Here is a 25,468-nt window from a genome sequence, read left to right as displayed (position 1 = left end):
CTCTCAATAATAGCCGAGCGGAAAATATTTGAGGTAGAGGTCGGCCGCGACGCCCTTGGCGAACAGCGAGGCGAGCGCATGGTCGAGCGCCTCGCGCAGCGCCGGATCGCCCTTTTTCAGCGCGATCCCGAGCCCTTCGCCGAAGAAGCGCGACTCCATGTAGGGGCCGCCCGAAAAGGCGCAGCAGCCTTCGGCCTCGGGCCCGCGCAGCCAGAAGCTGAGCGCGACGCCGTCCATGAAGATGGCGTCGACCTCGCCGGCCTTGAGCGCCTCGGTCAGGGCCTTCGGCGAGTCATAGGCCTTGCGCGTCGCGCCGGGAAAAAAGGCGTCGAGATAGGCTTCATGCGCGCTTTTCGCGACGACGCCGACGAATTTGCCGCGCAGCGTCTCGGGCGTCGCCTCGCCAAGGAGGTTTTCGCGGCGGCGCGCGAAGCGGGCCGGGGTTTTGGCGTAGGGCGCGGAGAAATCGAATTTTTCGCGCGATTTGGCGTCGATCCGGAGCGAGCCTAGAATGGCGTCGCCCTCGCCCTTGTCGAGCGCGTCGGCCAGCGTGTCGTAGCGGCGGGCCTGAATCGTGCAAGTGAGCTTCAGCGAGTCGCAGAGCGCGCGGGCGAGGTCGACGTCGAAGCCCTTGAGCGTTCCGTCCTCGGCCTCATAATGGAACGGCGGAAAGTCGCGGTCGGTCAGGAAGCGCAGCGACTGCACGGCGCCGAGGTCGGGCTTGTCGGGCCGCGCGTTGGGATCGAAGAAATTCGGCGTGAACGGGTCCGCATGCGCCGTTGCGGCGGGCAGGCCGGGCAGGGCCGGGAGCAGGGCGACGAGCAGGGCGAGAAGCGGGCCTGAGGGCGCGCCCGGGCGACGGGCCGCGCCTGACCTTGAGGCCGGGCGCGCCCTGGAGACGGGGCGGACGGAGACGGGGCGGGCGCTTTCGCGCGGCGGGGAGAAAGGGACGCGGGCCGGCATGCTGGACAGGGACTATAACGACGACGGGGCGGACGGCAAAGGCGGCGAAGGGCCTCGCGCCGGCTCGTCCGCGCCGGCGCGCGCGGCGATGGGCGATCTCGATTTGCTGCCGGCGTTTTTCGCGCTGCGCGGGCGGCGCGTCCTGCTCGCCGGCGGCTCCGAGGCCGCGTCCTGGAAGGCCGAGCTGCTGCAGGCCGCAGGCGCCGAGGTTCTGGCGCTCGCGCCGCACCCCTGCGCCGCGCTTGAAAGGCTCGCGCGGCTGCGGCCTGACCGCCTGCGCCTCGCGCGCCGCGCCCTGCGCGCCGAAGACATCGACGGCGCGGCGCTCGTCGTCGCCGACTGCGCGACGCTCGACGCGGCGCTGGCGCTTCAGGCGCTGGCGCGGGCGCGCGGCGTTCCTCTCAACGTGATCGACAAGCCGGCGGCGTCCGATTTCCAGTTCGGCGCGATCGTCGAGCGCTCGCCGCTCGTCGTCGCGGTCTCGACCGCCGGGGCCTCGCCGATCCTCGGCCAGGCCCTGCGCGGGCGCATCGAGGCGCTGCTGCCGCAGCCGATCCGCGCCTGGGCGCAGGCGGCGAAGGCGTTTCGCGCGCCGCTGAAGGCGCTCGACCTCGGCCCGAAGCTGCGCCGGCGCTTCTGGGAGCTGTTCAACGACGGCGCCTTTTCGGGCCGCCCGCCGCGCGAAAACGAGTTCGACGCGCTCATCGGCGCGGCGCGGGCCGGCGAAACGGAGGCGCGGCGCGGCTCGGTCGCGCTCGTCGGCGCGGGGCCGGGCGACCCGGAGCTCATCACCCTCAAGGCCCTGCGCATGCTGCAGGGGGCCGACGCGATTCTCTATGACGATCTCGTCGCGCCGGCGATCCTCGACATGGGGCGCAGGGAGGCGGAGAAGATTCCCGTCGGCAAGCGCGGCTATCGGCCCTCCTGCAAGCAGGACGCGATCGTCGCGCAGATGATCCGCCTCGCCCGGGAGGGCAAGAGGGTGGTGCGGCTCAAGGGCGGCGATCCGATGATCTTCGGCCGCGCCGCCGAGGAGATCGCGGCGCTGCGGGCCGCCGGCGTGCCGGTCGAGGTCGTCGCGGGCGTCACCGCGGCGCTCGGCGCCGCCGCCGCGCTGCAGGTCTCTCTGACCGAGCGCCGGCGCGCGCGGCGCACGCAGTTCGTCACCGCCCACGCCCATGACGGGCGCCTGCCCGACGACATGGACTGGCGCGCGCTCGCCGATCCCGGCGCGTCGAGCGTGGTTTACATGGGCGCGCGCATGGCCGGCGCGCTGCGCGAGAAGCTGCTTGGCGCCGGCGCCGACCCGGCGACGCCGGTCATGATCGTGGAGCGCGCGACCTGCCCCGACGAGCGGCGCATGGGCGCGACGATCGACGCTTTGCCGGAACGGGCCGCGGCGCTGGCGCCGGACGGGCCCTGCCTCATCCTGATCGGCGCGCCCTTCGGCGAGGCGGCGGCCGGGGCCGGGGCGGCGCAGGCCGCGGAGGCTGCGGCCGCGCAGGTCTGACGCGCCGTTTTGGGGCGCGCGGCGCGCGTCAAACGGCGCCGCTTGCGCGCGGCCGCGCGTTGACGACAATGCGCGTACTTGTCGCCCCACCGTTTGCGCGCGGAAAGCCGGTCGTCCGGAACAACGCCGGCCGGGCGAAAACGGGAAACCAGGAGGAGCGCGTGCGCCGCATCGCCGTGATCGTCGCGATCTTCGCCCTGGTCTTCGCCGCGGCCGGCCTTTGCCTTTATTTCTTCGAGCGGCCGACCCATCTGCGGGTCGCCGTGACGCGCGAGGGCGACGACCGCGACATCCTCGCCGCCGCCGCGCATAATTTCTCGCAAGGGGAGCTTGGCGTCCGCCTCAAGCTCGTTCCGGCGGACACGCTGGCGCAGAGCGCGGCCCTGTTCGAGGAGGGCAAGGTCGACCTCGCCGTGGTGCGCGCCGACGTCGCCGCGCCGGCCGAGGGCCAGACCGTGCTGATCCTGCGCCGCAACGCCGCCGTGCTCGCCGCGCCGGCGGGCTCGCCGCTGAAGGAGGTCAGGGACCTCGCCGGCAAGCGCGTCGCCGTGGTCGAGACGGCGCACGCCGGGCGCGGCTCCGGCGCCCTGCTCGACGCCGCGCTGGAGCAGGCCGACGTGAAGCCCTCGGCCGTGCGTCGCGTGGAGATCGCGCCGCGCGACCTTGCCGCGGCGCTGTCGGGGGGCGTCGCCGACGCGGCGCTGATCGTCGACACGCCGGGGTCGGACACCATGGACGCCGCCGTCGGCGCGGTGACGCGGGCGGGCGAGGGGCCGCCGGCGTTCATCCCCATCGAGGACGCGGCGGCGATCGCGCAGCGCCGGCCCGACTTCGAGGAGGTCGAGGTGCTGCGCGGCGCCTTTGGCGGGGCGCCGCCGAAACCCGCGTCCAATTTCGACACGCTCGGCGTCGCGACCCGGCTCGTCGCGCGGCGCAGCCTGTCCGACGACGTGGTCGCCGCGCTGACCGAGCAGTTTCTGTCGGCGCGCCCGGCGCTCGCCCTGCGCGAGCCGCTCGCCGCCCGCATCGAGCCGCCCTCGACCGACAGGGGCGCGACGCCGCCGGCGCATCCGGGCGCGCTCGCCTATCTCGACGACGACGAGCAGACCTTTTTCGACAAATACAGCGATTTCATCTACATAGGCGCGATGCTCGCGAGCTTTCTGGGCACCGCGGCGGCGACGCTCGCGGCGCGGCTCGGGGCGCGGCGCGACGCCGGCCTCGACGGCGTGCTGCTGCGCCTGACCGAGGTCATGCGCGCCGCGCGCGCGGCCGAGACCCTGCCGGCGCTGGCCATGCTCGAACAAGAGGCCGACGGCGCGCTGGCGCAGGCGCTCGCCCATGACTGGGCCCATGCGGCTGCGCCGGGGCGGGCGGCGGCGACGGGGCTCGCGCTGGCCGAGGCGCGCCAGGCCATCGCCGACCGCCGCCGCGCCCTCGCCGGAATCGCCAAATAGGCGCGCCGGACCGCGTCGCGCGGGCGCGCAAAGCCCGTCGCGCGGCGCGGGTTTCCAAAAGGCCGCATTTCGTATATGGGATGCTGCGACGCGAAATTTCCTTTGACAGACGCTGCAGGCCGGCCCGAACGCGATCGGGCGCGGCGGCGCGCCTTTTGGCGCCGGCTCGGCCCTGCACGCGGCCCGACCAGAAGACACGGCACACCGTATGAAGCTGCGCAACATCGCCATCATCGCCCACGTCGACCACGGCAAGACGACGCTCGTCGACCGGCTGCTCCAGCAGTCCGGCGCCTTCCGCGAGAACCAGCGCGTCGCCGAACGCGTGATGGATTCGAACGACCTCGAAAAAGAGCGCGGCATCACCATCATGGCCAAGGCGACCTCGATCGCCTGGAAGGATGCGCGCATCAACATCGTCGACACGCCCGGCCACGCCGACTTCGGCGGCGAGGTGGAGCGCATCCTGTCGATGGTCGACGGCGCCATCGTGCTGGTCGACGCCGCCGAAGGGCCGATGCCGCAGACCAAATTCGTGGTCGGCAAGGCGCTCAAGATCGGGCTGAAGCCGATCGTCGCCGTCAACAAGGTCGACAAGCCCGACGCCCGCGTGACCGAGGTGGTCAACGAGGTGTTCGACCTGTTCGCCGCGCTCGACGCCACCGACGAGCAGCTCGACTTCCCGATCCTCTACGGTTCGGCCAAGCAGGGCTGGATGGCCGAGGACCCCGAAGGCCCCAAGGACGGCATGGGCCCGCTGTTCGACCTCGTGCTGAAGCATGTGCCCGAGCCGAAGGTCGAGGAGGGCGGCTTCCGCATGCTCGGCACGCTGCTTGAGGCGAACCCCTATCTCGGGCGCCTGGTCACCGGCCGCGTCTTCTCGGGCAGCGTCAAGCCGAACCAGGCGGTGAAAGTGCTCGACCGCGACGGCAAGGTGCTCGAACAGGGCCGCGTGTCGAAAATCCTCGCCTTCCGCGGCATCGAGCGCGCGCCGATCGAGGAGGCCGAGGCCGGCGACATCGTGGCCATCGCCGGGTTCGAGAAATTCAACGTCGCCGACACGCTGTGCGCGCCCGAAGTCTCCGAGCCGCTGCAGGCCCAGCCGATCGACCCGCCGACGCTGTCCATGACCTTCTCGGTCAACGACTCCCCGCTCGCCGGCACCGAGGGCGACAAGGTGACGAGCCGCGTCATCCGCGCCCGCCTCTACAAGGAGGCCGAGGGCAATGTCGCGCTCAAGATCGAGGATTCGCCGGGTTCGGATTCCTATATCGTCTCGGGCCGCGGCGAGCTTCAGCTCGCGATCCTGATCGAGACCATGCGCCGCGAGGGTTTTGAACTCTCCGTCTCGCGGCCCAAGGTGGTGCTGCAGAAGACCGAGGACGGCAAGGCCCTGCTCGAGCCGATCGAGGAGGTGGTGATCGACGTCGACGAGGAATATTCCGGCGTCGTGGTGCAGAAGATGGCCGAGCGCAAGGCCGAGATGATCGAGATGCGCCCCTCGGGCGGCAATCGCCAGCGCCTCGTGTTCCACGCGCCGACGCGCGGCCTGATCGGCTATCAGGGCGAACTTTTGACCGACACGCGCGGCACGGCGATCATGAACCGCCTGTTCCACGGCTACGCCGCCTACAAGGGCGAGATCGCCGGGCGGCGCAACGGCGTGCTGATCTCGAACGACAACGGCGAATCCGTCGCCTACGCCATGTGGAAGCTCGAAGACCGCGGGCCGATGATGATCGAGCCCGGCTGGAAGGTCTATCGCGGCATGATCGTCGGCGAGCACACCCGCGAGAACGACCTCGAGATCAACGTGCTCAAGGGCAAGCAGCTGACCAACATCCGCGCCGCCGGCAAGGACGAGGCGGTGCGCCTGACCCCGCCGATCCGCATGACGCTCGAGCGCGCGCTGGCCTATATCGAGGAAGACGAACTCGTCGAGGTGACGCCGAAGTCGATCCGCCTGCGCAAGGTCCATCTCGACCCGAACGACCGCAAGCGCGCCGAGCGGGCCAAGGAAAGCGCCTGAGGCCAAAACCGGGCGCCTGACGCAGAAATCCGGCGTCAGGCGCCGCGGCCGCGCCCGTTTTCCGCACGAGCCCGTTTCACGCAAAGGACAGGGAGCGCCAGATGGAGCGCCAGAGGCTGAACGCGCAGGCGCTTGCGCCCTACGCCGACCATGTGCTCGCCGACGCCTTCATTCCCGAACTGCCGAATTTCTACCGCGGCAAGGTGCGCGACAATTACGACCTCGCCCATGGCGAGCGCGTGCTGATCGCGACCGACCGGGTCAGCGCCTTCGACCGCAATCTCGCCGCCATCCCGTTCAAGGGGCGGGTCCTGACCGAGATCGCGCGTTTCTGGTTCGAGGCGACGGGCGACCTCTGCCCGAACCACGTCAGGGCCGATCCCGACCCCAACGTCATGATCGTCGAGCGGCTCGAGATGGCGCCCGTCGAGATCGTCGTGCGCGACTATCTCGCGGGGACGACCAACACCTCGATCCTGACCATGTACAGGAGCGGCGCGCGCCGCATGTACGGCCTCGCCTTTCCCGACGGGATGCGCGCCAACGAGAAGCTGCCGCAGACCATCCTGACCCCGACCACCAAGGCGGGGCATGGCGCCCATGACGCGCCGCTCGGCGCCGACGAGATTCTCGACCTCGGCCTCCTGACGCCGCGCCAGTGGGAGGACGTCTCGCAAAAGGCGCTCGCGCTTTTTGCGCGCGGCCGCGAGATCGCGGCGGCGCGCGGGCTGATTCTCGCCGACACCAAATATGAGTTCGGCTTCAACGCCGAGGGCCATCTGATCCTCGCCGACGAGATCCATACGCCGGATTCGAGCCGGTTCTGGCTCGCCGAGACCTATGAGGCGCGCCTTGCGGCCGGCGCGGCCCCCGACAGTCTCGACAAGGATTTCATCCGCAACTGGGTCGCCGCGCGCTGCGACCCCTATCGCGACGCGATCCCCGAGATCCCGCAAAACGTCGTGCTCGAGGCGGCGGCGACCTATCTCCGCATCTTCGAGACGATCACCGGCCGCGACTTCGTCCTGCCGGCGCCCGGCGAGACGCCGCTCGAGCGCATCCGCGCCAATCTCGCGCATCTGTTCGCGCGCTGACTGCGGGCGTCGCGCCCCAGCGCGCTCAGGCGCCGTCGTCGCGCCGCGCGATCTCCTGCGCCGCGCGGTCGAGGGCGGCGGCGACGCGCTCCACCTCCTGCGCGCCGAGCGGGCCGGCCTCGAGCCGCAGCCGCAGCGCCATGCGCAGATTCTCGATCGCCCGCACGATCTGCGGCGCCCTGCCGCCGCCGTGGCGGGCGCCCTGCTCGTCCATGCGCGCGAAAATCGACGCCACGGCCGCGGCGTTCTGCTCCAGCATCGCCTCGCCCTCGGGCGTCGCCGCAAAGAGCTTGCGCGGCCCGTCGGTCTCGCGCACGGCGATCGCGCCAAGCTCCTCGAGCAGGGTCAGCGTCGGATAGACCACGCCGGGGCTCGGCGCATAGGCGCCGCCGACGCGCTCCTCGACGCGCTTGATGATCTCATAGCCGTAGGACGGCTTCTCGGCGATCAGCTTCAGCGCCACGAGCCGCAGGTCGCCCTGGTCGAACAGGCGCCGGCGCGGGCCGCCGCGCCGCGCGAACGGCCCCAGGGGGCCGCGCCCATGGCCATGGCCGTGCGGCGCTTCGTCGAACGCCTCGTCGGCGAACGGGTCGCGGCCGCGCGCGGAAAATCCGCCATGGCCGCGCGGGCCATGGCGGCCGGGCTCGTCGTCGCGGGCGAAGAAATGAAAGAAGGGATGGCGTCTCATGGGAGCTATTCCGTTTGTGTTTCGATATATCTGATATAGAGATATATCTAAGATGCGTCAACAGGCGGCGCGGGCCGAAAATTTGCGGCGAAAAGAGGGTAAAGAAATTCTGACCGTGGCCCCGGCGCCATATCGGCCCGCCAGGGCGCGCGCTAATGTGACGGCTCGCCCGCAGCCAACCATTGTGAACGTCCCATGACGCAGCTCGATCGTCGTTTCCTTCTTGCTCTGGCCGCTTCGGCGTCCGCGCTCGGCCTTGGCGGCTGCGTCGGCCGCGACGCGCCGGTCGTCGCCGCCGCGCCCGCAGCCGTTCCCGCCGCGCAGACTGCGGCCGTCGGCGCCCCTGTCGGCGCGCCCGGCGATTTCGCCTCCATGTATGGAGAGATGAAGGACGGGAAATTCACGGTCCCGGCGGTCAAGCAGTCCGATCTTTCGCCGGCCTTCCGCCGCACGCGCGTCGCCTACGCCGGCAAGGAGGCGCCGGGCACGGTCGTGATCGATCCGGCCGCCCATTATCTCTATCTTGTCGAGAACGGCGGCACGGCCATGCGCTATGGCGTGGGCGTGGGCCGCGAGGGCTTCGCCTGGTCGGGCGACGCCACGGTCAACAGCAAGCAGGAATGGCCGGACTGGTATCCGCCGAAGGAGATGCTGGCGCGCCGGCCCGAGCTCGCCAAGCAGATGAGCCAGCTCCAGAGCGGCCTCGGCATGGCCGGCGGCGCGAGCAACCCGCTCGGCGCGCGCGCCCATTATCTCTACCAGGGCAAGGTCGACACGCTCTATCGCATCCACGGCACCAACGAGCCCTGGACCATCGGCCAGAGCGTCTCCTCGGGCTGCATCCGCATGGTCAATCAGGACGTGATGGATCTTTATAACCGCACCTCGCTCGGCTCCAAGGTGGTGGTGCTGGGCTCGGCCCAGCCGGCGCCGGTCAAGGTCGCCGCCGCCGCGCACTGACGCGGGCCAGCGACGCCGCCCGGACCACGCTCGTTCGGGCGGGCGCGCCGCCATTTCTGGCAGGCGGCTATTTCTGGCAGGCGGCGCAATAAAAGGTCGAGCGCCCGCCCTGCGCCGCGCGCCGGATCAATCCGTCGCAGCCGGGCGTCGGGCAGGGCGCGCCCTCGCGCCCATAGGCGCGAAAGCTGTGCTGGAAATAGCCGAGCGAGCCGTCGGCCTGGCGATGGTCGCGCAGCGACGAGCCGCCGGCCGCGACCGCCTCCTCGAGCACGGTTCTGATCGCCTCCGCGAGCCGGCGCGCGCCCGCCGTCGGCCCGCCCGACTGGCGCGCGAGCGTCCCCGCCGCGCGGCGCGGCGACAGCCCCGCGCGGTGCAGCGCCTCGCAGACATAGATGTTGCCAAGCCCGGCGACGAGCCGCTGGTCGAGCAGCGCGGCCTTGAGCGACGTCGATTTTCCCGTAAACAGCCGCGCCAGCGCCGCCCCGTCGAGCGCGCCGTCGAGCGGCTCGAGGCCGAGGCCGCGAAACAGCGGATGGGCGTCGAGCCCGGCCTGCGCGGCAAGCTGCATGAAGCCGAAGCGGCGCGGGTCATTGTAGACGACGCGCGCCCCGTTCGAGAGGCTGAAGGCCGCATGGTCATGCGCGGCGTCTTTGGGCGCGCCGCAGGGCGCGAGTTTTTGCGCCTCCGCGTTCAAGGCGTCGACGTGGCCCTCGATCCGGAACGATCCCGACATGCCGAGGTGCATGACGAGCGCCGCGCCGTCGTCGAGATCGGCCAGAAGATATTTCGCGCGCCGCCGCAGCGCGACGACGCCGCGCCCCGAAAGCCGCTCAGTGAAGCGCTCGGGAAACGGAAAGCGCAGGTTCGGCCGGCGCTGGTCGACGGCGAGGATGCGCGCGCCGACCATGACGGGCGCGAGGCCGCGGCGGACGGTTTCGACTTCGGGCAGTTCGGGCATGGATCTTTGCGGCCCCGCGTGCGACGCGCGGCGGCGCCGCCAAGCTTAAAGCGACATCCGGTCAGAGTGAACCAGAGTTTCACTTTATTATACTGTTTTGATGTATTGGACTGATCCGGCGACGTGCAATTTTTCGCGCGGATGTTCTAAAGCGGGTCACGCAGGAACGCGGGCTTCGGCCGGAGGCGCGCGGCGCGGATTTCGAGGGTTCATGGTTTTAGTGGCGTTCAGCTCTCTCGCCGCCGTCTGGTGGTGCCTCGCCGTGGGGCTTCTGGCGGTCACGCTGGCCTGCGGCCTGCTCCAGCCGTTCGTCCAGCGCCGCCGCGCCAAAGCCGCCGCCCGGCCGCCGGTGTCGGCCATCCTGCCGGTCAAGCATGTCGACGCGGAATTCGTGCGGACGCAGGCCTCGATGTTTGCGCAGGACTATCCGGATTATGAGGTTCTGGCCGGCGCGGCCGAGGGCCGGTCCGACGCGGTCGCGGCCCTGCAGGACGTCGCCTCGGCCTATCCCGCGCGGGCCTTCCGCTTCTATCCGCGGACCGGCTCCTTCGCGGTGAGCCCGAAGCTCGACAATCTCGCGGCCCCGCTCGCCGCCGCGCGGCACGACCTCGTGATGACCAAGGACTCCAACGTCGGCCTGTCGCCCCGGGCCATGGCCGCCTTCGCCGCCTGCATGACGCCGGGCGTCGGGCTCGTCGTCGGCGTTCCCGTCGCCTGTGGGGCGAAGAGCTACGCCGGCTGGATCGAGGCGAGCGTGCTCAACGCCCATGCGCGGCTGCTGCTCTCGGCCTCGACGCTGGGCTTCGGCTTCGGCGTCGGCAAGGCGATGATGTTCCGCCGCTCCGACCTCGCCCGCGCCGGCGGCGTGCGCGCGCTCGCCGACACGCTCGCCGAGGACACGGCGCTGTGCGAGGCGCTTGCGGCGCTGGGGCTCAGGACCGTCTTCGCCCCCGAGAGCCTGCGTCAGGAGATCGGCGCGCGCCGGCTGCGCGACGTGTTCGAGCGGCAGGCGCGCTGGGCCGTCATCCGTCGCGGCGGGGCCGCCCCGGCCTATGCGCTCGAGCCGCTGGCGAGCCCGCTGCCGGCCGCGCTCGCCGCCGCGCTCGCCGCGCCGCTCGTCGGCGTCGGCGCGGGCGCGGCCTTCGCCGTGACGCTGATCGGCTGGTTCGCCCTTGAGACCGGCTTTGCCGCGCTCAAGGGCTGGGAGATTTCGCGCTGGTCGGCGCCCGCCTATCTGGGGCGCGAGATTCTGGCGCTCGCGGCCTGGGCGCGCGGCTTCGCCACGCATCAGGTGATCTGGGCCGACAGCCGTTTCGACGCGAGGGTCGGGCCGCAGCGCCCCGCGGCGCCGGGCAAGCCCTGAGGCGGGACGGCCTTTCCGTCCCTCCGACGCCAAAAAGAAGGGCGGCCGTCGCGGGCCGCCCTTCTTTTTGTGGGGTTTCTTCAAGAAACTCCCTTTGCGCGCAAAACTACTCGGCCGCCTCGCGCCGGCGCTGCTTCTGGTGCGCCGTGCCGAACACATAATCCCACCATGGCGCCGCGACGCCGAACCCTCGCGTCGGGTCGCGGAAATGATGCATCAGATGCAGCCGCCGCAGCGTCTGGCCGAGCTTCGTCGTGGGCGTGGCGTGGTGGGTGTAGTAATGCACCATGTCATAGGCGAGATAGCCGATCATGAAGCCCGTCAGCACCGCATAGCCGAGCGGCAGGCCGAACAGCAGCGTGACGACGCCGAGCGCGATGAGCATGATCGGGCCGCTGAGCAGGACCGGCATGACGAGGCGCAGCGGATCGTTGGGATGGTCATGGTGCACGCCATGGACCAGAAAATGGATGCGCCGCCCGAACGTGCTCGGATGCTTGTAGTGGAACGGGAAGCGGTGGCCGAAATATTCGGTCAGCGTCCAGATCAGATAGCCGCCCGCCGCGGCCGCCAGCGCGGCCGCCGGGCCGAGCGACCGGACGCTGACCCAGGCGAGCAGCGCGACGACGGGCGCATAGACGAACAGCGGCGTCGACCAGTGCACGCGCGAGAGCTTGTCGAGCAGGTCATTGTCGAACAGGCGCGGCGAGGCGCGCAGCCGGTCGACCTGCTCGGGGATCGAATAGTCGAGGTTGCTCCTGGTCTCCGCCATGGCCCGTTCCGTTGCGCGTGGATTTTGTCGGGTTCGTCTTAAAGCAATCCTGGCTTTCGCAAAAGATCGGCCGAGCAAAGCCATGCCCCGGCATGCCGGCGCGCCGCGAGCGAAGCGGGGCGAACCCCCCTTGCGAAAGTTGGGCGGGCGCAGTTCGTTCGCGAAGACTGAAACAAAATTTTACCAGGGCCGGCGCCGCGCGATGCGCGACGCCGAAGCCTGAAATTGATCTGGCGCAATGCTTGGAGGCGTCAAGATTTGGCGGCGCCGGGATTTTAAGGCGCCGGCGCCGCGTTCAGGCGGCGACGAGCTCATGCACGCTGAACAGCGCCTGGGGGTCGCTCCACTGGCGCAGCGGCGTCCAGCCGGCCGCCCGCGCCAGCGCCGCGAAATCGGCCGCGGCGTATTTGTAGGAGTTTTCGGTGTGGATCGTCTCGCCCGCCGCAAAATCGAAGACATGGCCAAGGAGGCGCGCCCGCTGCGGCCGGAGGCTGACGAGATGCATCTCCATCCGGCTTTCGCGCGCGTTGAGGCGCGCCTCGTGGCGGAAGCCGCCGAGGTCGAAGTCGGCGCCGAAATCGCGGTTGAGCCTGGCGAGAATATTGAGGTTGAAGGCGGCCGTGACGCCCTGCGCGTCGTCATAGGCCGGAATGAGGATTTTGGCGTCCTTCATGAGGTCGACGCCGAGGATGAGGCGGCCCCCGGCGCCGAGCCCGCGGCGCATATGGGCGAGCAGGGTTTTGGCGTCGTCCGGCGCGAAATTGCCGATGGTCGAGCCCGGAAAGAAGCCGAGCCGCGGCGCGTTTTCAAGATCGGCCGGCAGGCGCAGGGCCGCGTGAAAATCGCCTGCGGCCGGCGCGACGCGCAGCGCCGGAAAGCGCGCCTTGAGCCGCGCCGCGGCGTCGGCGAGCGCGTCGGGCGAGACGTCGATCGGCGCATAGGCCAGAAGCTTGGGCAGCGCCTCGATCAAAATCTCGGTCTTGCGGCTCGAGCCCGAGCCATATTCGACGAGCAGCGCGCCCGGCGGCGTCGCCTGCGCGATCTCGGGCGCGGCGTCTTCGAGAATGCGGGTCTCGACGCGCGTCAGATAATATTCCGGCAGCCGCGTGATCTCCTCGAACAGGGCGCTGCCGCGCGCGTCATAGAACAGCCGGCTCGGCAGCCACTTGCGCGGGGCCGAAAGGCCGGCGAGCGCTTCGCTTGCGTCGGCGTCGGGGATTGCGGCCCGGCCGGGGCCGTCGTTTTCGAGAAGGTCGAGCATCAGGCCTCATCCGCGAGCCGCAGGCCGCAGAACTGCCAGCGCTGCCAGGGGTAGAAGAAATTGCGATAGCTTGCGCGCGCGTGCCGGCGCGGCGTGACGCAGGAGGCGCCGCGCAGAACCTGTTGCGAGCACATGAACTTGCCGTTGTATTCGCCGAGCGCGCCGGCCTCCGCGCGGTAGCCCGGATAGGGCGAATAGGCGCTTTGCGTCCATTGCCAGACCTCGCCGAACATCTGGCGCGGCGCCGGGCCGGGGGCGCCCGGCGCGCGCGGCGAAAGCGCGTCGCCCTCAAGAAAGCCCGCGCCTTCGGGCGCGCCGGCCGCGGCCTCCCATTCGGCCTCGGTCGGCAGCCTTTTGCCGGCCCAGCGCGCGAACGCGTCGGCCTCGTAATAGCTGACATGGGCGACAGGCGCCGCCGGGTCTGGCGCGCTCAGGCCGCCAAGGCCCATTTGCAGCCATGCGCCGTCCGCCTGCTCGAAATAGAGCGGGGCGCGCCAGCGCTCCGCCTGCGCGCGGGCCCAGCCGTCGGCGAGCCAGAGCGCGGGCGTCTCATAGCCGCCGTCGGCCATGAACTCGAGCCAGTCGGCGTTGGAGACAAGGCGGTCGGCGAGGCGATAGGGCCGCAGCAGCGCCTGATGGCGCGGGCGCTCATTGTCGAAGGAGAAGCTTTCGCCGGCATGGCCGACGTCGACGATCCCGCCCGGAAAATCGAGCAGGCGCGCGTCGTCGCCGCGGCCGGCGACAGGCTCGCGGCGCGCCGCCGCGCGATAGGCCGGGCGCAGCGGATTCTGCGCGAACAGGGCCAGAATGTCGGTGAGGAGCAGCTCCTGATGCTGCTCCTCATGGTTGACGCCAAGTTCGACGCGGGCCGCGACCTCGGGGTTTTCAAGCCCCTCGCCCGCGCCGGCCAACGCTTCGAGCGCGGCGTCGACATGGGCGCGATAGGCCAGGACCTCGGCCGCCGCGGGGCGCGACAGCAGGCCGCGCTTGGGACGCGGCTGACGCGCGCCGACGCTCTCATAATAGGAGTTGAACAGAAACGAGAAACGGTCGTCGAACGGCCGATAGCCCGGCGCGAAGGGCGTCAGCACGAAGGTCTCGAAGAACCAGCTCGTATGGCCGAGATGCCATTTCGTCGGGCTCGCGTCTTCATGCGCCTGGGTCGTCTGGTCTTCGGGCGAGAGCGGCGCGGCGAGCGCGGCGGTGCGCTTTCGCGTCGAAAAAAGCGCCGCGGCGAGGGTTGGGGCCGGGGCGCCGTGGCGCGTGGCGTCGCGAAAGGCGGTCGGCGCGTTCATGCCATGTCCTTCTGGCCCGGTGTCCTTCTGGCCCGTTGTCCTTCTGGCCGGTTTTGTCGCGGCCATGGCGTTGTGGCGAAATCCGTTCCTGTGGCGAGATCCGTTGCTGTCGCCGGGTCATTTACTTGTGGGCGAGCGATCTGGCTCGTGGCCAAGTCATTTGGGGGCGACATTCCTTGCGTTCAAGTCTGTCGTGGGCCGCCATTCGTGTGTCGCGGGTCTCGTCCGTCAGACTGCGCGTTTGCGCCGCGCTTGCTGCGAAACGGCTCAGGCGCGGCGCGGGTTCCGGCGCGTGGCCGCGCAGGGGGCGCGGTGAGCGCGGCATGCGGCGCGGGCGCGGCATGGGGCGTGCGGCCGAGCGAGCAGGTATTTTTACCACTTATACGGTAATATTACCTATAGTTGTGCAATCCTACCGGTCTCTTCGCCAGCAAGCGCGCGCTCGCCGACCGTCGCCCTGCGCCATTGGCCGGCCCGGACCACGCCCTGGATCGCCGCCGCCCATTCGATCCTGACGCCGCGAATCGGCGGCGCGTTGTGGCTCTCGAGGTCGAAGGCGCCGCTCCTGGCGCTGCGCTGCAGCCGTTTCAGGAAGCGCCGGCCGTCGCTCGTGCGCACCGCGGCCTCGGCCCCGATCACCTCCTCGGCGCCGGAGGGTTCGGAGCGGCAGATGACGACGTCGCCCGAATCATAGCGCGGCCACATGCTGTCGCCCTCGATCAGGAAGGCGACGGCGTCGGCGGGAATGGGGAAGGGGACTTCGATCTCGCAAAGCCCGTCCTCGGGGGTCTGCTCGAATTCGGGAAGAATCTCCGCGCCCGCGCCGATCTTGCCGACCACGCGCACGCGGTTCTGCGGGGCGGGATCGCCCGCGCCGCCGACGAGCCAGGCGGCGGTGGTCCTGAGCACGGGGGCGAGCGCGGCCAGCGTCTCGGTGGTGACGCCGCGCCGGTCGCCGCTCTTCACCGCCCGCTTCAGATTGCGGATGGCGTCCGGCTTCTTCGCCGCCATGGAGGCGGCGTGCGCGGAAAGCCCCACCGCTTCCAGGCGGGCTTCGATGCGGGCGAGGACGTCTTCGAGCTCCATGCCCGGTAGAATAACCGTGTCCCGCGCAAATTGCACGCGGTAAAGTTGCCTTGACGATAAGGTAATTTTACCTTACACCGAGTCGCGTCCGCCGCACTTGAACAGGGCGGGACGAGGGAAGGACTGAAGGGGATGACCGTTCGCACTGAAATCCGCAAATCGCGCTGGACCGGAGAGCGCATCGCGCGCCTCGGCTTTCTGCTCGGCATGGGCTGGGACGCAAAGCGCATCGCCGACGATCCCCTGATCTCCTCCACCCCCAATAATGTGCACCGCCAGGCGCAGCGCTTCGGGCTCGCCTTCCGCGCCGCCGCGGCCGCGCTCGCCCTGCGCCTGCCGCCCGACGCCACGGCGCGCTTCGACGCCGCCGCGGCGCGGCGCAGCCTGACCCGCGAGGCGATGATCCGCGTGCTGCTGCTCGTCGTCGCCGCCGACCCCGCCCTGATCGACAACATTCTCGACGACGGATTTTGAGCATGACGACGCAGGACCGTTTCGCGCCGCCCCCGGCCGCGCCCGAGATCGAAGGCTGGACGTCCGAGCGCGTGGCGCGGGCGCTGGTGAAGGCGTTTGTCACGCTCGACCGCCTGCCGCGCGCGCGCGGCCCGCGCGAGCCGGGCGGCCATTGGCCGCGGCATGCCCGCGAATGGGGCGACGAGCTCGCCGCGGCCGAGCTTGACGAGGCCGAGCGCCGCGAACGCGAGGAGCGGGCGCGCCGCGCGCTGCTTCGTCCGACGGGCGCGGAAATCTCGCGGATGGACACGGCGCTCGAATGGCTGCGCGACTTGCGCGCCGCCGACGCCGGACTCGCGCTGGTGACGACGCTGTGGGCGCTGCGCGCCGCGCGCGGGCACTCCGTCACGGCGCTGATGCGGGAAAAAAGCTGGGCGCCGCACACCTTCTACCGCAAGCGGGCGAAAGCGCTGGAGTTCATCGCGCGCGCGCTCAACGCGCGCGGGGCGGCGGTGTTCTGAGCGTCGCGTTCGAAAGGGCGCCGGGCCGCCGGCCCGGCGCCTGCGGCGAAGCCGAGGCGAGGCGGTAAGATGCGCGTTCGGGAGCCGCGCCCGGCCCATTGACCGGCGAAGAATTGCAAGCGTAACATGCGCGCATGCCGGGGCCGAATTGCGCCGCTTTCGCGGCGCCTTCGCCCGCCCTTTCCCGATCGTCGTCCAGAACCCGCAAGGCGTCGTCCAGAACCCGCAAGGCCGCGCCGAACGTCGTCGCGGCCTTGCGGCGCGTCTGGGCGGTATAAACATGATGAAAATCATGTAAGATGCGCCCTCCGGAGCCCGGCCCGGCCTGTTGACCGGCGATGAAATGCAAGCGCAATATGCGCGCATGCCGGGCCACAACTGCGTCGCCAAACAGCGCGCCCTGACCCGAACCTTCATGACATTCGACATCTTGTCTCACGGCCGCCGTCGCGGCGGCGCGCGGACGCGCGTCGTCCTGTCCGCTCACGCCGCCATATCAATGATGATGATCATGTAAGATCGGCGTTTCGGCGTGGCCGCCGCGCCGTTGACCCGAGAGAGAATGTGAGGCCATTATGCGCGCATGCCGGGCCGAAACTGCGTCCCCGCGGCGCGCCGCTGAATACGGCGCGGTTCGCCGCGTCGCGGTTTTTCATCGATCAAGACGGACCCGCGCATGGTGACCTTCAGCCCGGGCCAGGAGGCGGCGCGCCGTCTTCTGGAGGGCCCGCATCGATATGTCTGCCTCGCCGGAGGAACCCGCTCCGGCAAGACCTTCCTCATTCTGCGCGCCATCGTGCGGCGCGCGCTCGCCGTGGGCGAGACGCGCCACGCGGCGCTGCGCTTCCACGCCAACGCCGCGCGCGCCTCGATCGCGCTCGACACGCTGCCGCGCGTGATGCGGCTGTGCTTTCCGGGCGTCGCCCTGCGCGAAAAGCGGCAGGACGGCTATTTCGAATTCGAGAACGGCTCGCGCATCTTCATCGGCGGGCTCGACGACAAGGAGCGGGTCGAGAAGATTCTGGGCCTCGAATATGCGACCGTGTTTCTCAACGAGGCCTCGCAGATCCCCTATTCGTCGGCGCTGATCGCCTTCACGCGGCTTGCGCAGCACGCGCCGGGGATCGGCCAGAAGGCGTTCGTCGACCTCAATCCGGTCGGCAGGACGCATTGGACCAATGAGCTGTTCGGCGAAAGGCGCGATCCCGTTTCGCGCCGCGCGCTCGCCGGCCCCGACGCCTATGCGCGCGCCTTTCTGAACCCGCCGGACAACGCCGGCAATCTGTCGCGCGAGTTTCTGGAGAGCCTCGAAAACCTGCCGGAGCGCCAGCGCCGCCGCTTCTATGAGGGCGTCTATGTCGATGACGTCGACGGCGCGCTGTGGACGCTTGCGGCGATCGACGCCGCGCGCTGCTCGCCCGCCGAGATTCCGGCCGAGCGGCGCACGGCGGTGGTGGTCGCGGTCGTCGCCGCGCGCGGCGACGACGGCTGCGCCTATGTTCTGGCCGACCTCTCCTGCCGGGAGGCGCCGGCCGCCTGGGGCCGGCGCGCGGTCATGGCCTTTCACGCGCATCAGGCCGACTGCATCGTCGCCGAGGGCAATTTTGGCGGCGAGATGGTGCGCGCGACGATTCAGGCGGCCGACCCCGACGTGCCGGTGCGGCTCGTGACGGCGAGCCGCGGCAAGGCGGTGCGCGCCGAGCCGATCTCGGTGCGCTACGCGCAGGGCAAGGTGCGCCACGCCGGACGCTTCGCCAAGCTCGAGGACCAGCTCTGCGCCTTCACCGGCGCGGGCTATGGCGGCGAGGGCAGCCCCGACCACGCCGACGCGGCGATCTGGGCGCTGACGCATCTTTTCGCCCGCGACGAAGGAACGGGCATCATAGAATTCTATCGCCGCGAGGCGGCGGGCGGGCGCGGCGCGTGAGCGCGCGCGACGCGAACCGACGGAGGAGGGGCCATGGCCGAACGCGGCGCGGGGATGCGAAGATGGTCGCTCGCCCCATATGACGTCAAGGTGAGCTTCGCCGGGGCGGACGACGGATGGTTCGGGCCGTCGGCCCCCATGGCGCCCTGCGCCCCGCCCGAGACGGCCGGGCGCCAGTGGGATTTTCCGCAAGGGTTCAATCTCCAGACCACGCCGCGCGCGCCCGAGCCGATGAGCTTTGCGGCCTTGCGCGGGCTTGCCGACGGCTACGACCTGTTGCGCCTCGTGATTGAGACGCGCAAGGACCAGGCGGCGCGCCAGACCTGGACCATCGCCGCGCGCGACAAGAGCGCGGACGCGCTCGTGAGCGCGGACCGGATCGCCGCCGCCACGCGATTCTTCTCGCGGCCCGACGGGGTTCGCTGCTTCTCCGACTGGCTGCGCATGGTGCTCGAGGAAGTGTTCGTGACCGACGCCGCCGCGCTCTATCTGCGGCGCGACCGCGGCGGCCGGCTGATCGGCCTGACGCCGATCGACGGCGCCACGATCAAGCCGGTGATCGACGCTTATGGACGCACGCCGGAGCCCTGTTTCGCGGGCGGCCGGCTTGTTTATCCGACCGCCTATCAACAGACGCTGAAAGGACTGCCCGCGGTCGACTACACGACGCGCGACCTGATCTACCGGCCGCGAAACCTGCGCGTCAACCGCGTCTACGGCATGAGCCCGGTCGAGCAGGTGGCGACCACCGTCGGCATCGCCTTGCGCCGCCAGGCCTATCTCGTCGACTATTTCACGGAAGGCAACATTCCCGACAGCCTGATCGGCGTGCCGGAAAGCTGGACGCCCGACCAGATCGGCGCCTATCAGAAATATTGGGACGCCTATTTCGACGGCGAGGCGGGACGCCGGCGCAGGGCCAAATTCGTGCCGGGCGGCGTCGCCAGAACCTTCATCCAGACCAAGGAGCCGGAGCTCAAGAGCCCGTTCGACGAATGGCTCGCGCGCATCGTCTGCTTCGCCTTCTCGATCTCGCCGCAGGCGCTTGCCCAGAGCATGAACCGGGCCACCGCCGAGACGCAGCGCGAGCTCGCCATCGAGGAGGGGCTCGGGCCCATCCTCGCCTGGGCCAAGGCGCTGATCGACGATGTGCTCGCTTCGGAATTCGACGCGCCCGATCTCGAATTCGTCTGGACGACGAGCCATGAGGCCGACCCGCTGACGCAGGAGACGATCCTGTCGAATTTCGTGTCGAAGGGCGTGCTGACGATCAACGAGGCGCGCGCCGCGCTTGGGCGCCCGCCTCTCGAAGACCCGGCCGCCAACCGGCCGATGGCGCTCACCGCGTCGGGCTACACGCCGCTGCCGGGGTAGCGCCGGCCCTCATCTCGTCAACAGCCAGGGAGCGCCCATGTCCGCGCTGCGCATGTTTATTCCCATCAACAAGGTCGACGCCGCGCGACGGCTCGTCTACGGCCTCGCCACGGCGGAGATCGAAGACCGCTCCGGCGAAATCTGCGATTACGCCACGACCAAGCCGCTTTACGAGAAATGGTCGCAGGAGATCGAGCGCTCGAGCGGCGGCAGGTCGTTCGGCAATCTGCGCGCCATGCACGGCAAGGTCGCGGCGGGCAAGATCGTCGAGATTCATTTCAACGACGACGCGCGCCAGATCGAAATCTGCGCCAAGGTGGTCGACGACGCCGAATGGGCCAAAGTGGCCGAGGGCGTCTACACCGGATTTTCGCAGGGCGGCGCCTATGTGGCGCGCTGGACCGATGACGACGGGCTCACGCGCTATACGGCGGAGCCGAGCGAGATTTCTCTCGTCGACCTGCCCTGCCTGCCGCAGGCCAGGTTCGAGCTCGTCAAGACCGACGGCACGCGAGAGCTGCGCCGCTTCAGGGCCGACGCGAAGTCCGACCCGGCGCAGGACGTCGTTGGGCGCCTCGAAGCCGCCGAGGCCGCGCTCGCGGACGACGACGGCGAGCCTTTGTCCCGCGCGGAGCTGATCGCGCTGTGTCGCGACGCGGCGCGCGCGCTTCGCGCTCCGCGCGGAACGCAGGAGCTCGCGCGCGCCGCTCCGGGCGAAGCGACGACGCGGCCGGTCGGGCTCGAAAAGCGCTTCGACGCGCTCGCGGCGACGCTCGACGACATGCTGGAGCGGGTGCGCCGGATCGAGGCGCAGCCCCTGCCCGCGCCCTTCGCCGGCCCGCTTCGCGCGATCGAGAAGCACGAGGACGGCGCGCCGGAGGCCGACCCCGTGCAGAAGCTGCTCAGCGACCCGGCCCAGCTTTCGGTGCTCGCCATCAAGCTCGCGCACCGCAACGGCCGCGCGCCCTTCGGCTAGAGCCCGCCGCGGCCGGACGGCGCGCCGGGACGGCCATTAAAAGCATCATCATCATGAAATCATCCCGCCGCGTCGCGCGGACGGGCAGGATTGTCGCGCGTGAACGAAAAGTCCGCGCGACGCGGTTTCTCGCCAGGAGCAGATCATGACCAGCAGCAACGAGGTCCAGGACGTTCTCGACCGTCTCAAGTCGGCGCAGTCGAGGCCTCTGGGCGATCCTCGCTTCAGGGGGCTCTTGGGCCTCGAAAAAAGCACCTTCTCGCAGAGCGCCAGCCCGACCTCGGGGCTGACTTTCTATGATCTCGAGCTCGGCGCGAAATTCCTCTATCCGGTCATGACGCCGCTGCGCAACATGATCCCGCGCGTCTCGGGCAAGGGCGGCGTGCAGGCGGCCTGGCGCGCGATCACCGCGGTCAACGCCTCTAATCTCCGCTTCGGCGTCTCGGCCGCCAACAGGGGCGGCACGCTCGCCGTGGCGATGCAGGACTACACCGCGACCTACAAGAGCATCGGCGTCGAGACCAGCGTCGATTTCGAGGAGCAGTTCGCGGGCCAGGGCTTCGACGACGTGCGGGCGATCGCCGCCAAGACCGGCCTCGAAGCGCTGATGATCGGCGAGGAGGCGATGATCCTCGGCGGCTGTTCGAGCGGGATCGGCGCGACCCCGACGCCGACGCTTGCGACCGAGGCCGCGGGCGGCGCGCTCGCCGCGCAGAGCTGGTCCGTGATCTGCGCCGCGCTGACGCTCGACGGCGTCATGAACGGCTCCGTCGCCGGCGGCGTTCAGGGCCAGATCTCGCGCGTCAACGCCGACGGCTCGACCGACAGCTTCGGCGGCGGCGTCGCGATGAAAAGCGCGGCGGCCGCAATCTCGACGACCGGTTCGGCGAGCGTCGTCAAGGCGAGCGTCACGCCGGTTTCGGGGGCCATGGGCTACGCCTGGTTCTGGGGCGCGGCCGGCGCCGAAAAACTCGGCGCGATCACCTCGATCAATTCGGTCGTCATCGCCGCCGCCGCGACCGGGCCGCAGACCGCGGCCTCGCTCGGAGGCGCCGACAATTCGGCCAATCCGCTCGCCTTCGACGGGCTGATCTATCAGGCGCTGAAGCCGGGCTCGGGCGCGACGGTCTACGCCATGCCGACCGGGACGCTCGGCGTGGGCTCGAAGCTCACCGCGGATTCGGCCGGCGGCGTCGTCGAGATCGACGGGGTGCTGCGCTCGATGTGGGAGAACTACAGGCTTTCGCCCGACACCATGTGGGTCAACGCCCAGGAGGCGCTCAGCATCTCGAAATGCGTGGTGTCGGCCGCGTCGAATTCGGCGCAGCGCTTCGTGTTCGAGGCCGCGCACGATCTCATCGGCGGCGGCGTCATGGTGCGAAGCTATCTGAACCGCTTCTCCATGCAGGGCGGCAATGTGATCGACATCCGCGTGCATCCCAACATGCCGGCGGGCTCGATCCTGATGACGAGCAAGGCGCTGCCCTATCCGCTGGCCGGCGTGGGCAACGTCATGCAGATCAGGGCGCGGCAAGACTATTATCAGATCGAATGGCCGCTGCGCACCCGCAAATACGAGTTCGGCGTCTATTCCGACCAGGTGCTGCAGAACTTCTTCCCGCCGTCGATGGCGATGATCGTCAACATCGGCTCGGCCTGAGCCCGGCGCGTCGCGCCGATCAAACGGCCCCGTCGCCCGCGCGGCGGCGGGGCGCAGCCCATCGCGTCGCCCGCAGGAGACGTCGGCCCATGGCCATTTCTTATGATCTTGCTCATCTCGACGACGTCAAGGCCTGGCTCGATGTCTCGGGCGACGCCGACGACGCGCTTCTCGGACGGCTCGTCGGCGCCGTCAGCCGGGCGATTTTGTCCTATCTCGGGCGTTCGTCGATCCTGCCGTCCGCCCATGTCGAGCAGTTTCTCGGCGGCGGCGAAACGGCGCTGACGCTGGCGCGCTGGCCTGTGGCCGCAATCCTCGCCTGTTCGATCGACGGCGCGCCGCTTTCTCCTGACGACTTTGCGCTCGAGCCCGCCGACGAGGCGCCGCCCGGCCGTCCGCAGCGCCTGTCCCTCAAGGCCGGGCGCTTTCCCTGCGGCGCGCGGATCGAGGCGACCTACAGGGCGGGCTATGAGGTGTCGGGCGAGGCGGCGACCGCGCCGGCGCAGGCGCCGTTCTCCGTCACGGCCGCCGCGCCCTATGGCGCATGGGCCTGCGACGGCGGCGCGCGCCTTGCCGACGGCGCCCTGCTGCGGCGCGTCGCCGAAGATCCCGGCGCCGGCGAATACGCCGTCGACGGCGGCGTCTATCAGTTCTCCGCCGCCGAGGCCGGCGCCGCGGTCGAGCTCTCCTACGGCTATGTGCCGGCCGATGTCGCCCTCTGCTGCATGGACTGGACGGCGGAGCGCTACGCCTATCGCGGCCGGATCGGCCAGAGCTCCAAATCGCTCGGCGGGCAGGAGACGATCGCCTTTATCGTCGCCGACATGCCGGATTTCGTGCGCGGCGCGCTGCAGCCCTATCGACGGATTACGCCATGACGAACGTCATCATGAACGGCGCCCCGTTCGACGCGGACGCGCTGCCCGGCGCATTCAGGGCCCGGACTGACGCGGCGCGGGAGACGCTCGAGGCCCGCCTCGCGCGCAAGATTTCGGCGTCGGGCCGAAGCGTCGCCGGCGCGGCGATCGAGACGCCCGGCGGCAAGACCGCGGCGCGGGACATCGTGGCCGGCGGCGCGAAGGCTTTCGCCCCAGGCGGAGGACGCTTTTCAGAGTTAACGCGCCGCTCCGGTTCGTCGTCCCCGGCGCGCGCCGCTTCGGACGGGCCAGCGCGCGAGGCCGCGAAGGCATTGGCGCGGGGCCTCAAACAGGCGGCGCTCGACGCGCTGCGGAAAGCTTGACGAGATGAGCGAAGCTGTTCGCGAAGCCGCGATCGGCGCGCTGCAAGGCGCGCTTGCCGGCGCCCTCCCATGGAAGCTTGGGCCGGCGCGGCGTCTCAAACTCTGGAGCGACGTGCCGGCCGCGATGCGCCCGGCCTGCTTCATCTTCGAGGGAGGACAGGAGACGGTCTCCTGGAGCGAGAGCGCCGCGCCGAGGCGGACGATGGAGGTCAGGATCTTCGTCTATCTCAACGCGAAGGATCCGGCGGCCGTCGGCGCCGCCCTGTTGAACGAGGCGATGGACGCGCTTGAGGCGGCGCTGAAGCCGCGCGGCGCCGATCTCGCGCTCGGCCGCAACACCCTCGGCGGCCTTGTCCACTCCTGCCGCATCGACGGCAAGACGCTGAAGGACCCGGGCGACCTCGACGGCGACGCGCTGTTGATCGCGCCGGTCAGCGTCATTCTTCCCTAAAGCGGCGTTACGCCGACAAACGTGAGGTCACGCATGTACAGTTTCGGGTCGGGCGTCCTGATCGGGACGCGCACGGACGTCGCCAACGCCACGCCGGTCAATTTCGGCCTCGTGCAGGAAGTGACCATCGAGGAGACGGCGACGATCAAGGAGCTCGTCGGCCAGTATCAGCGGCCCGTCGCCATCGCGCGCGGGACCATCAAGACCACCGGCAAGGCCAAGATGGCGCGCATCTCGGGCCTCGCCTTCGCGAGTCTGTTCTACGGCGTGGCGCCGACGGCGGGCCAGGTGGCGACCGCCTTTGCCGAAGAGGTCGTCGTCCCGACGGGCGCGCCCTATACGGCGACGCTCGCCAACGCCGCGAGCTATGTCGACGACCAGGGCGTGATCTATGCCGCGACCGGCCTGCCGCTGATCAAGGTCGCGGCCAATCCGTCGGCCGGGCAATATGCGGTCTCGGCCGCGGGCGTCATGACCTTCGCCGCCGCCGACGCCGGCAAGAAGACGCTCGTCAGCTACAGCTATCAGCTTGCGGGGGCCGGCCAGAAATTCACCGTCTCGAACCAGCTCCTCGGCGTGACGCCGACCTTTCAGGCGATGTTCTACACAACTTTTCAGGGGCAGGCGGTGACGCTGAAGCTCAACAACTGCACATCGAACAAACTCAGTTTCCACACCAAGCTCGAGGATTTCGTGACGCCTGAATTCGACTTCTCGTGCTTCGCCGACGCCGCGGGCAATGTGATGACCTGGTCCTTCGCGGAGGCCTCGTGATGCGGCCTTCGGCGCGATCCATCGTCCTTGGCGGACGGACGTTCACGGTGCGGCCTCTGACGCTGCGCCAGGTGCAGGAGATCGAGCCGATCCTGCTCGGCGCCTCAGGCGGCGAGACGGGCGGGCATGTGGCGGCGGCGCTCGCCATCCTCGTCGTGGCGCTGCGCCGCGACGACCCGCAGGCGGCCGAGACGCTTGGCGAGATCGAGGCCACCGCGCCCGAGGCCGCGGCCGCCATGGAGGTTGTGCTGAGGCTTGGCGGTTTTCTGCCCGCGGGAGACGCCGCGCCGGGGGAATCCTGAGCGGGCGCCCCGGCTCGCCGGACGCCCGCCTCGACTTCTCCACGGTCTATGCGCGCCTGATGGCCGGCTGCGGCTACACGCCCGCGCAAATCGACGAGATGACGCTCCATGACGTCGCGGGGCTTTACGCCTATTGGCGCGACTGCCCGCCGACGCATGAAATTCTCAAATGCGTCCATGGCGTCGAGCGCAAGCCGCCGCCGGCGGCCGTGAACGGCGACGATCCTTCGGGCGTCGGCGGGCTGATCGCGCGCTGGCCGGACGGCCATGTGCGCGCCGGCGGCGGGCCCGGCGGATGACAAATGGCGTCGCGCCGCGCCAATCGAGTGATTATCATCATGCAATGAGGAGCGG

At 70.1% G+C, this 25,468-nt stretch carries 25 protein-coding genes; 18 read left to right on the top strand and 7 right to left on the bottom strand.

All coding sequences use genetic code 11. The features are described 5' to 3' along the window. Positions 1–3: 3 nt before the first annotated feature. Positions 4–963, bottom strand: coding sequence for a transporter substrate-binding domain-containing protein (locus ACILRB_RS01780; protein WP_395664587.1), 960 nt, complete (start codon positions 961–963; stop codon positions 4–6). Here ACILRB_RS01780 and cysG point away from each other — a divergent pair. From cysG to ACILRB_RS01760, 4 genes are all read left to right on the top strand, one after another. Beyond that, the gene (gene cysG / locus ACILRB_RS01775; RefSeq protein ID WP_395664586.1) at positions 962–2,473 is read left to right on the top strand and encodes a siroheme synthase CysG; all 1,512 of its coding nucleotides are present in this window, start codon (positions 962–964) and stop codon (positions 2,471–2,473) included. The two genes, ACILRB_RS01780 and cysG, sit on opposite strands and share 2 nt — an antisense overlap. 161 nt (positions 2,474–2,634) lie before the next feature. After that, positions 2,635–3,930: an ABC transporter substrate-binding protein gene (locus ACILRB_RS01770; protein ID WP_395664585.1), complete on the top strand. Its 1,296-nt coding sequence runs from the start codon at positions 2,635–2,637 to the stop codon at positions 3,928–3,930. A gap of 208 nt (positions 3,931–4,138) precedes the next feature. Then, on the top strand, positions 4,139–5,959 hold the full coding sequence (gene typA, locus ACILRB_RS01765; protein ID WP_395664584.1) for a translational GTPase TypA: 1,821 nt from the start codon (positions 4,139–4,141) through the stop codon (positions 5,957–5,959). Positions 5,960–6,060: 101 nt separating this feature from the next. Next, positions 6,061–7,053 carry a phosphoribosylaminoimidazolesuccinocarboxamide synthase gene (locus ACILRB_RS01760; RefSeq protein ID WP_395664583.1) on the top strand — a complete coding sequence of 331 codons (993 nt, stop codon included), beginning with the start codon at positions 6,061–6,063 and terminating at the stop codon, positions 7,051–7,053. Between the two features lie 25 nt (positions 7,054–7,078). Here ACILRB_RS01760 and ACILRB_RS01755 read toward each other — a convergent pair whose 3' ends face one another. After that, on the bottom strand, positions 7,079–7,741 hold the full coding sequence (locus ACILRB_RS01755) for a PadR family transcriptional regulator (RefSeq protein ID WP_395664582.1): 663 nt from the start codon (positions 7,739–7,741) through the stop codon (positions 7,079–7,081). A gap of 195 nt (positions 7,742–7,936) precedes the next feature. Here ACILRB_RS01755 and ACILRB_RS01750 point away from each other — a divergent pair, with 195 nt between their 5' ends. Then, positions 7,937–8,701, top strand: a complete 765-nt coding sequence (locus ACILRB_RS01750; protein ID WP_395664581.1) for a L,D-transpeptidase — start codon at positions 7,937–7,939, stop codon at positions 8,699–8,701. A gap of 67 nt (positions 8,702–8,768) precedes the next feature. On the opposite strand, the gene mutM is transcribed toward ACILRB_RS01750, so the two are convergent. After that, positions 8,769–9,659, bottom strand: a complete 891-nt coding sequence (mutM, locus tag ACILRB_RS01745; RefSeq protein WP_395664580.1) for a bifunctional DNA-formamidopyrimidine glycosylase/DNA-(apurinic or apyrimidinic site) lyase — start codon at positions 9,657–9,659, stop codon at positions 8,769–8,771. A gap of 211 nt (positions 9,660–9,870) precedes the next feature. On the opposite strand from mutM, the gene ACILRB_RS01740 reads away from it, so the two are divergent. Continuing rightward, positions 9,871–11,022 carry a glycosyltransferase gene (locus ACILRB_RS01740; RefSeq protein ID WP_395664579.1) on the top strand — a complete coding sequence of 384 codons (1,152 nt, stop codon included), beginning with the start codon at positions 9,871–9,873 and terminating at the stop codon, positions 11,020–11,022. A gap of 106 nt (positions 11,023–11,128) precedes the next feature. Here the strand turns inward: ACILRB_RS01740 and ACILRB_RS01735 are convergent, their stop codons facing one another. The 4 genes from ACILRB_RS01735 to ACILRB_RS01720 all read right to left on the bottom strand — a co-directional run bounded on the left by ACILRB_RS01735 (position 11,129) and on the right by ACILRB_RS01720 (position 15,436). Continuing rightward, entirely contained in the window at positions 11,129–11,794 is a 666-nt protein-coding gene (locus tag ACILRB_RS01735; RefSeq protein ID WP_395664578.1) for a sterol desaturase family protein, read from the bottom strand. 295 nt (positions 11,795–12,089) lie between these two features. Further along, on the bottom strand, positions 12,090–13,055 hold the full coding sequence (gene egtD, locus ACILRB_RS01730; protein ID WP_395664577.1) for an L-histidine N(alpha)-methyltransferase: 966 nt from the start codon (positions 13,053–13,055) through the stop codon (positions 12,090–12,092). Further along, complete coding sequence (gene egtB / locus ACILRB_RS01725) at positions 13,055–14,350, bottom strand: ergothioneine biosynthesis protein EgtB (RefSeq protein WP_395664576.1); 1,296 nt, start codon at positions 14,348–14,350, stop codon at positions 13,055–13,057. The genes egtD and egtB overlap by 1 nt, the downstream gene beginning before the upstream one ends. Before the next feature lie 396 nt (positions 14,351–14,746). Continuing rightward, entirely contained in the window at positions 14,747–15,436 is a 690-nt protein-coding gene (locus ACILRB_RS01720; protein WP_395664575.1) for a helix-turn-helix transcriptional regulator, read from the bottom strand. A 132-nt stretch (positions 15,437–15,568) separates the two neighbouring features. Between ACILRB_RS01720 and ACILRB_RS01715 the strand changes: the two genes are divergently transcribed. The 12 genes from ACILRB_RS01715 to ACILRB_RS01660 all read left to right on the top strand — a co-directional run bounded on the left by ACILRB_RS01715 (position 15,569) and on the right by ACILRB_RS01660 (position 25,413). Then, positions 15,569–15,910 (top strand): hypothetical protein, encoded by a 342-nt coding sequence (locus tag ACILRB_RS01715; protein ID WP_395664574.1) that lies wholly within the window; start codon positions 15,569–15,571, stop codon positions 15,908–15,910. A 2-nt stretch (positions 15,911–15,912) separates the two neighbouring features. Continuing rightward, a complete protein-coding gene (locus ACILRB_RS01710) occupies positions 15,913–16,410 on the top strand; it encodes a hypothetical protein (protein WP_395664573.1) in 498 nt (165 codons plus the stop codon). A 328-nt stretch (positions 16,411–16,738) separates the two neighbouring features. Continuing rightward, positions 16,739–16,927, top strand: coding sequence for a hypothetical protein (locus ACILRB_RS01705; RefSeq protein WP_395664572.1), 189 nt, complete (start codon positions 16,739–16,741; stop codon positions 16,925–16,927). A gap of 159 nt (positions 16,928–17,086) precedes the next feature. Then, positions 17,087–18,337 (top strand): phage terminase large subunit, encoded by a 1,251-nt coding sequence (locus ACILRB_RS01700; protein ID WP_395664571.1) that lies wholly within the window; start codon positions 17,087–17,089, stop codon positions 18,335–18,337. A gap of 33 nt (positions 18,338–18,370) precedes the next feature. Further along, positions 18,371–19,711, top strand: a complete 1,341-nt coding sequence (locus ACILRB_RS01695) for a phage portal protein (RefSeq protein WP_395664570.1) — start codon at positions 18,371–18,373, stop codon at positions 19,709–19,711. Positions 19,712–19,748: 37 nt separating this feature from the next. Continuing rightward, positions 19,749–20,687 (top strand): hypothetical protein, encoded by a 939-nt coding sequence (locus ACILRB_RS01690; RefSeq protein ID WP_395664569.1) that lies wholly within the window; start codon positions 19,749–19,751, stop codon positions 20,685–20,687. Positions 20,688–20,832: 145 nt separating this feature from the next. Then, complete coding sequence (locus ACILRB_RS01685) at positions 20,833–22,347, top strand: hypothetical protein (RefSeq protein WP_395664568.1); 1,515 nt, start codon at positions 20,833–20,835, stop codon at positions 22,345–22,347. Positions 22,348–22,436: 89 nt separating this feature from the next. Next, entirely contained in the window at positions 22,437–23,225 is a 789-nt protein-coding gene (locus ACILRB_RS01680; RefSeq protein WP_395664567.1) for a phage head-tail connector protein, read from the top strand. Positions 23,226–23,591: 366 nt separating this feature from the next. Then, entirely contained in the window at positions 23,592–24,038 is a 447-nt protein-coding gene (locus ACILRB_RS01675; protein ID WP_395664566.1) for a hypothetical protein, read from the top strand. Positions 24,039–24,071: 33 nt separating this feature from the next. Further along, a complete protein-coding gene (locus tag ACILRB_RS01670) occupies positions 24,072–24,812 on the top strand; it encodes a hypothetical protein (protein ID WP_395664565.1) in 741 nt (246 codons plus the stop codon). Further along, positions 24,812–25,114 (top strand): hypothetical protein, encoded by a 303-nt coding sequence (locus ACILRB_RS01665; protein ID WP_395664653.1) that lies wholly within the window; start codon positions 24,812–24,814, stop codon positions 25,112–25,114. Before ACILRB_RS01670 ends, ACILRB_RS01665 begins: the two co-directional genes overlap by 1 nt. 59 nt (positions 25,115–25,173) lie before the next feature. Then, on the top strand, positions 25,174–25,413 hold the full coding sequence (locus tag ACILRB_RS01660) for a hypothetical protein (RefSeq protein ID WP_395664564.1): 240 nt from the start codon (positions 25,174–25,176) through the stop codon (positions 25,411–25,413). Positions 25,414–25,468: the final 55 nt, after the last annotated feature.

Origin of the sequence: Methylocella sp. (assembly GCF_044226135.1) — a bacterium.
GTDB lineage: Bacteria > Pseudomonadota > Alphaproteobacteria > Rhizobiales > Beijerinckiaceae > Methylocapsa.
This window is presented reverse-complemented; position numbering and strand designations above follow the sequence as displayed.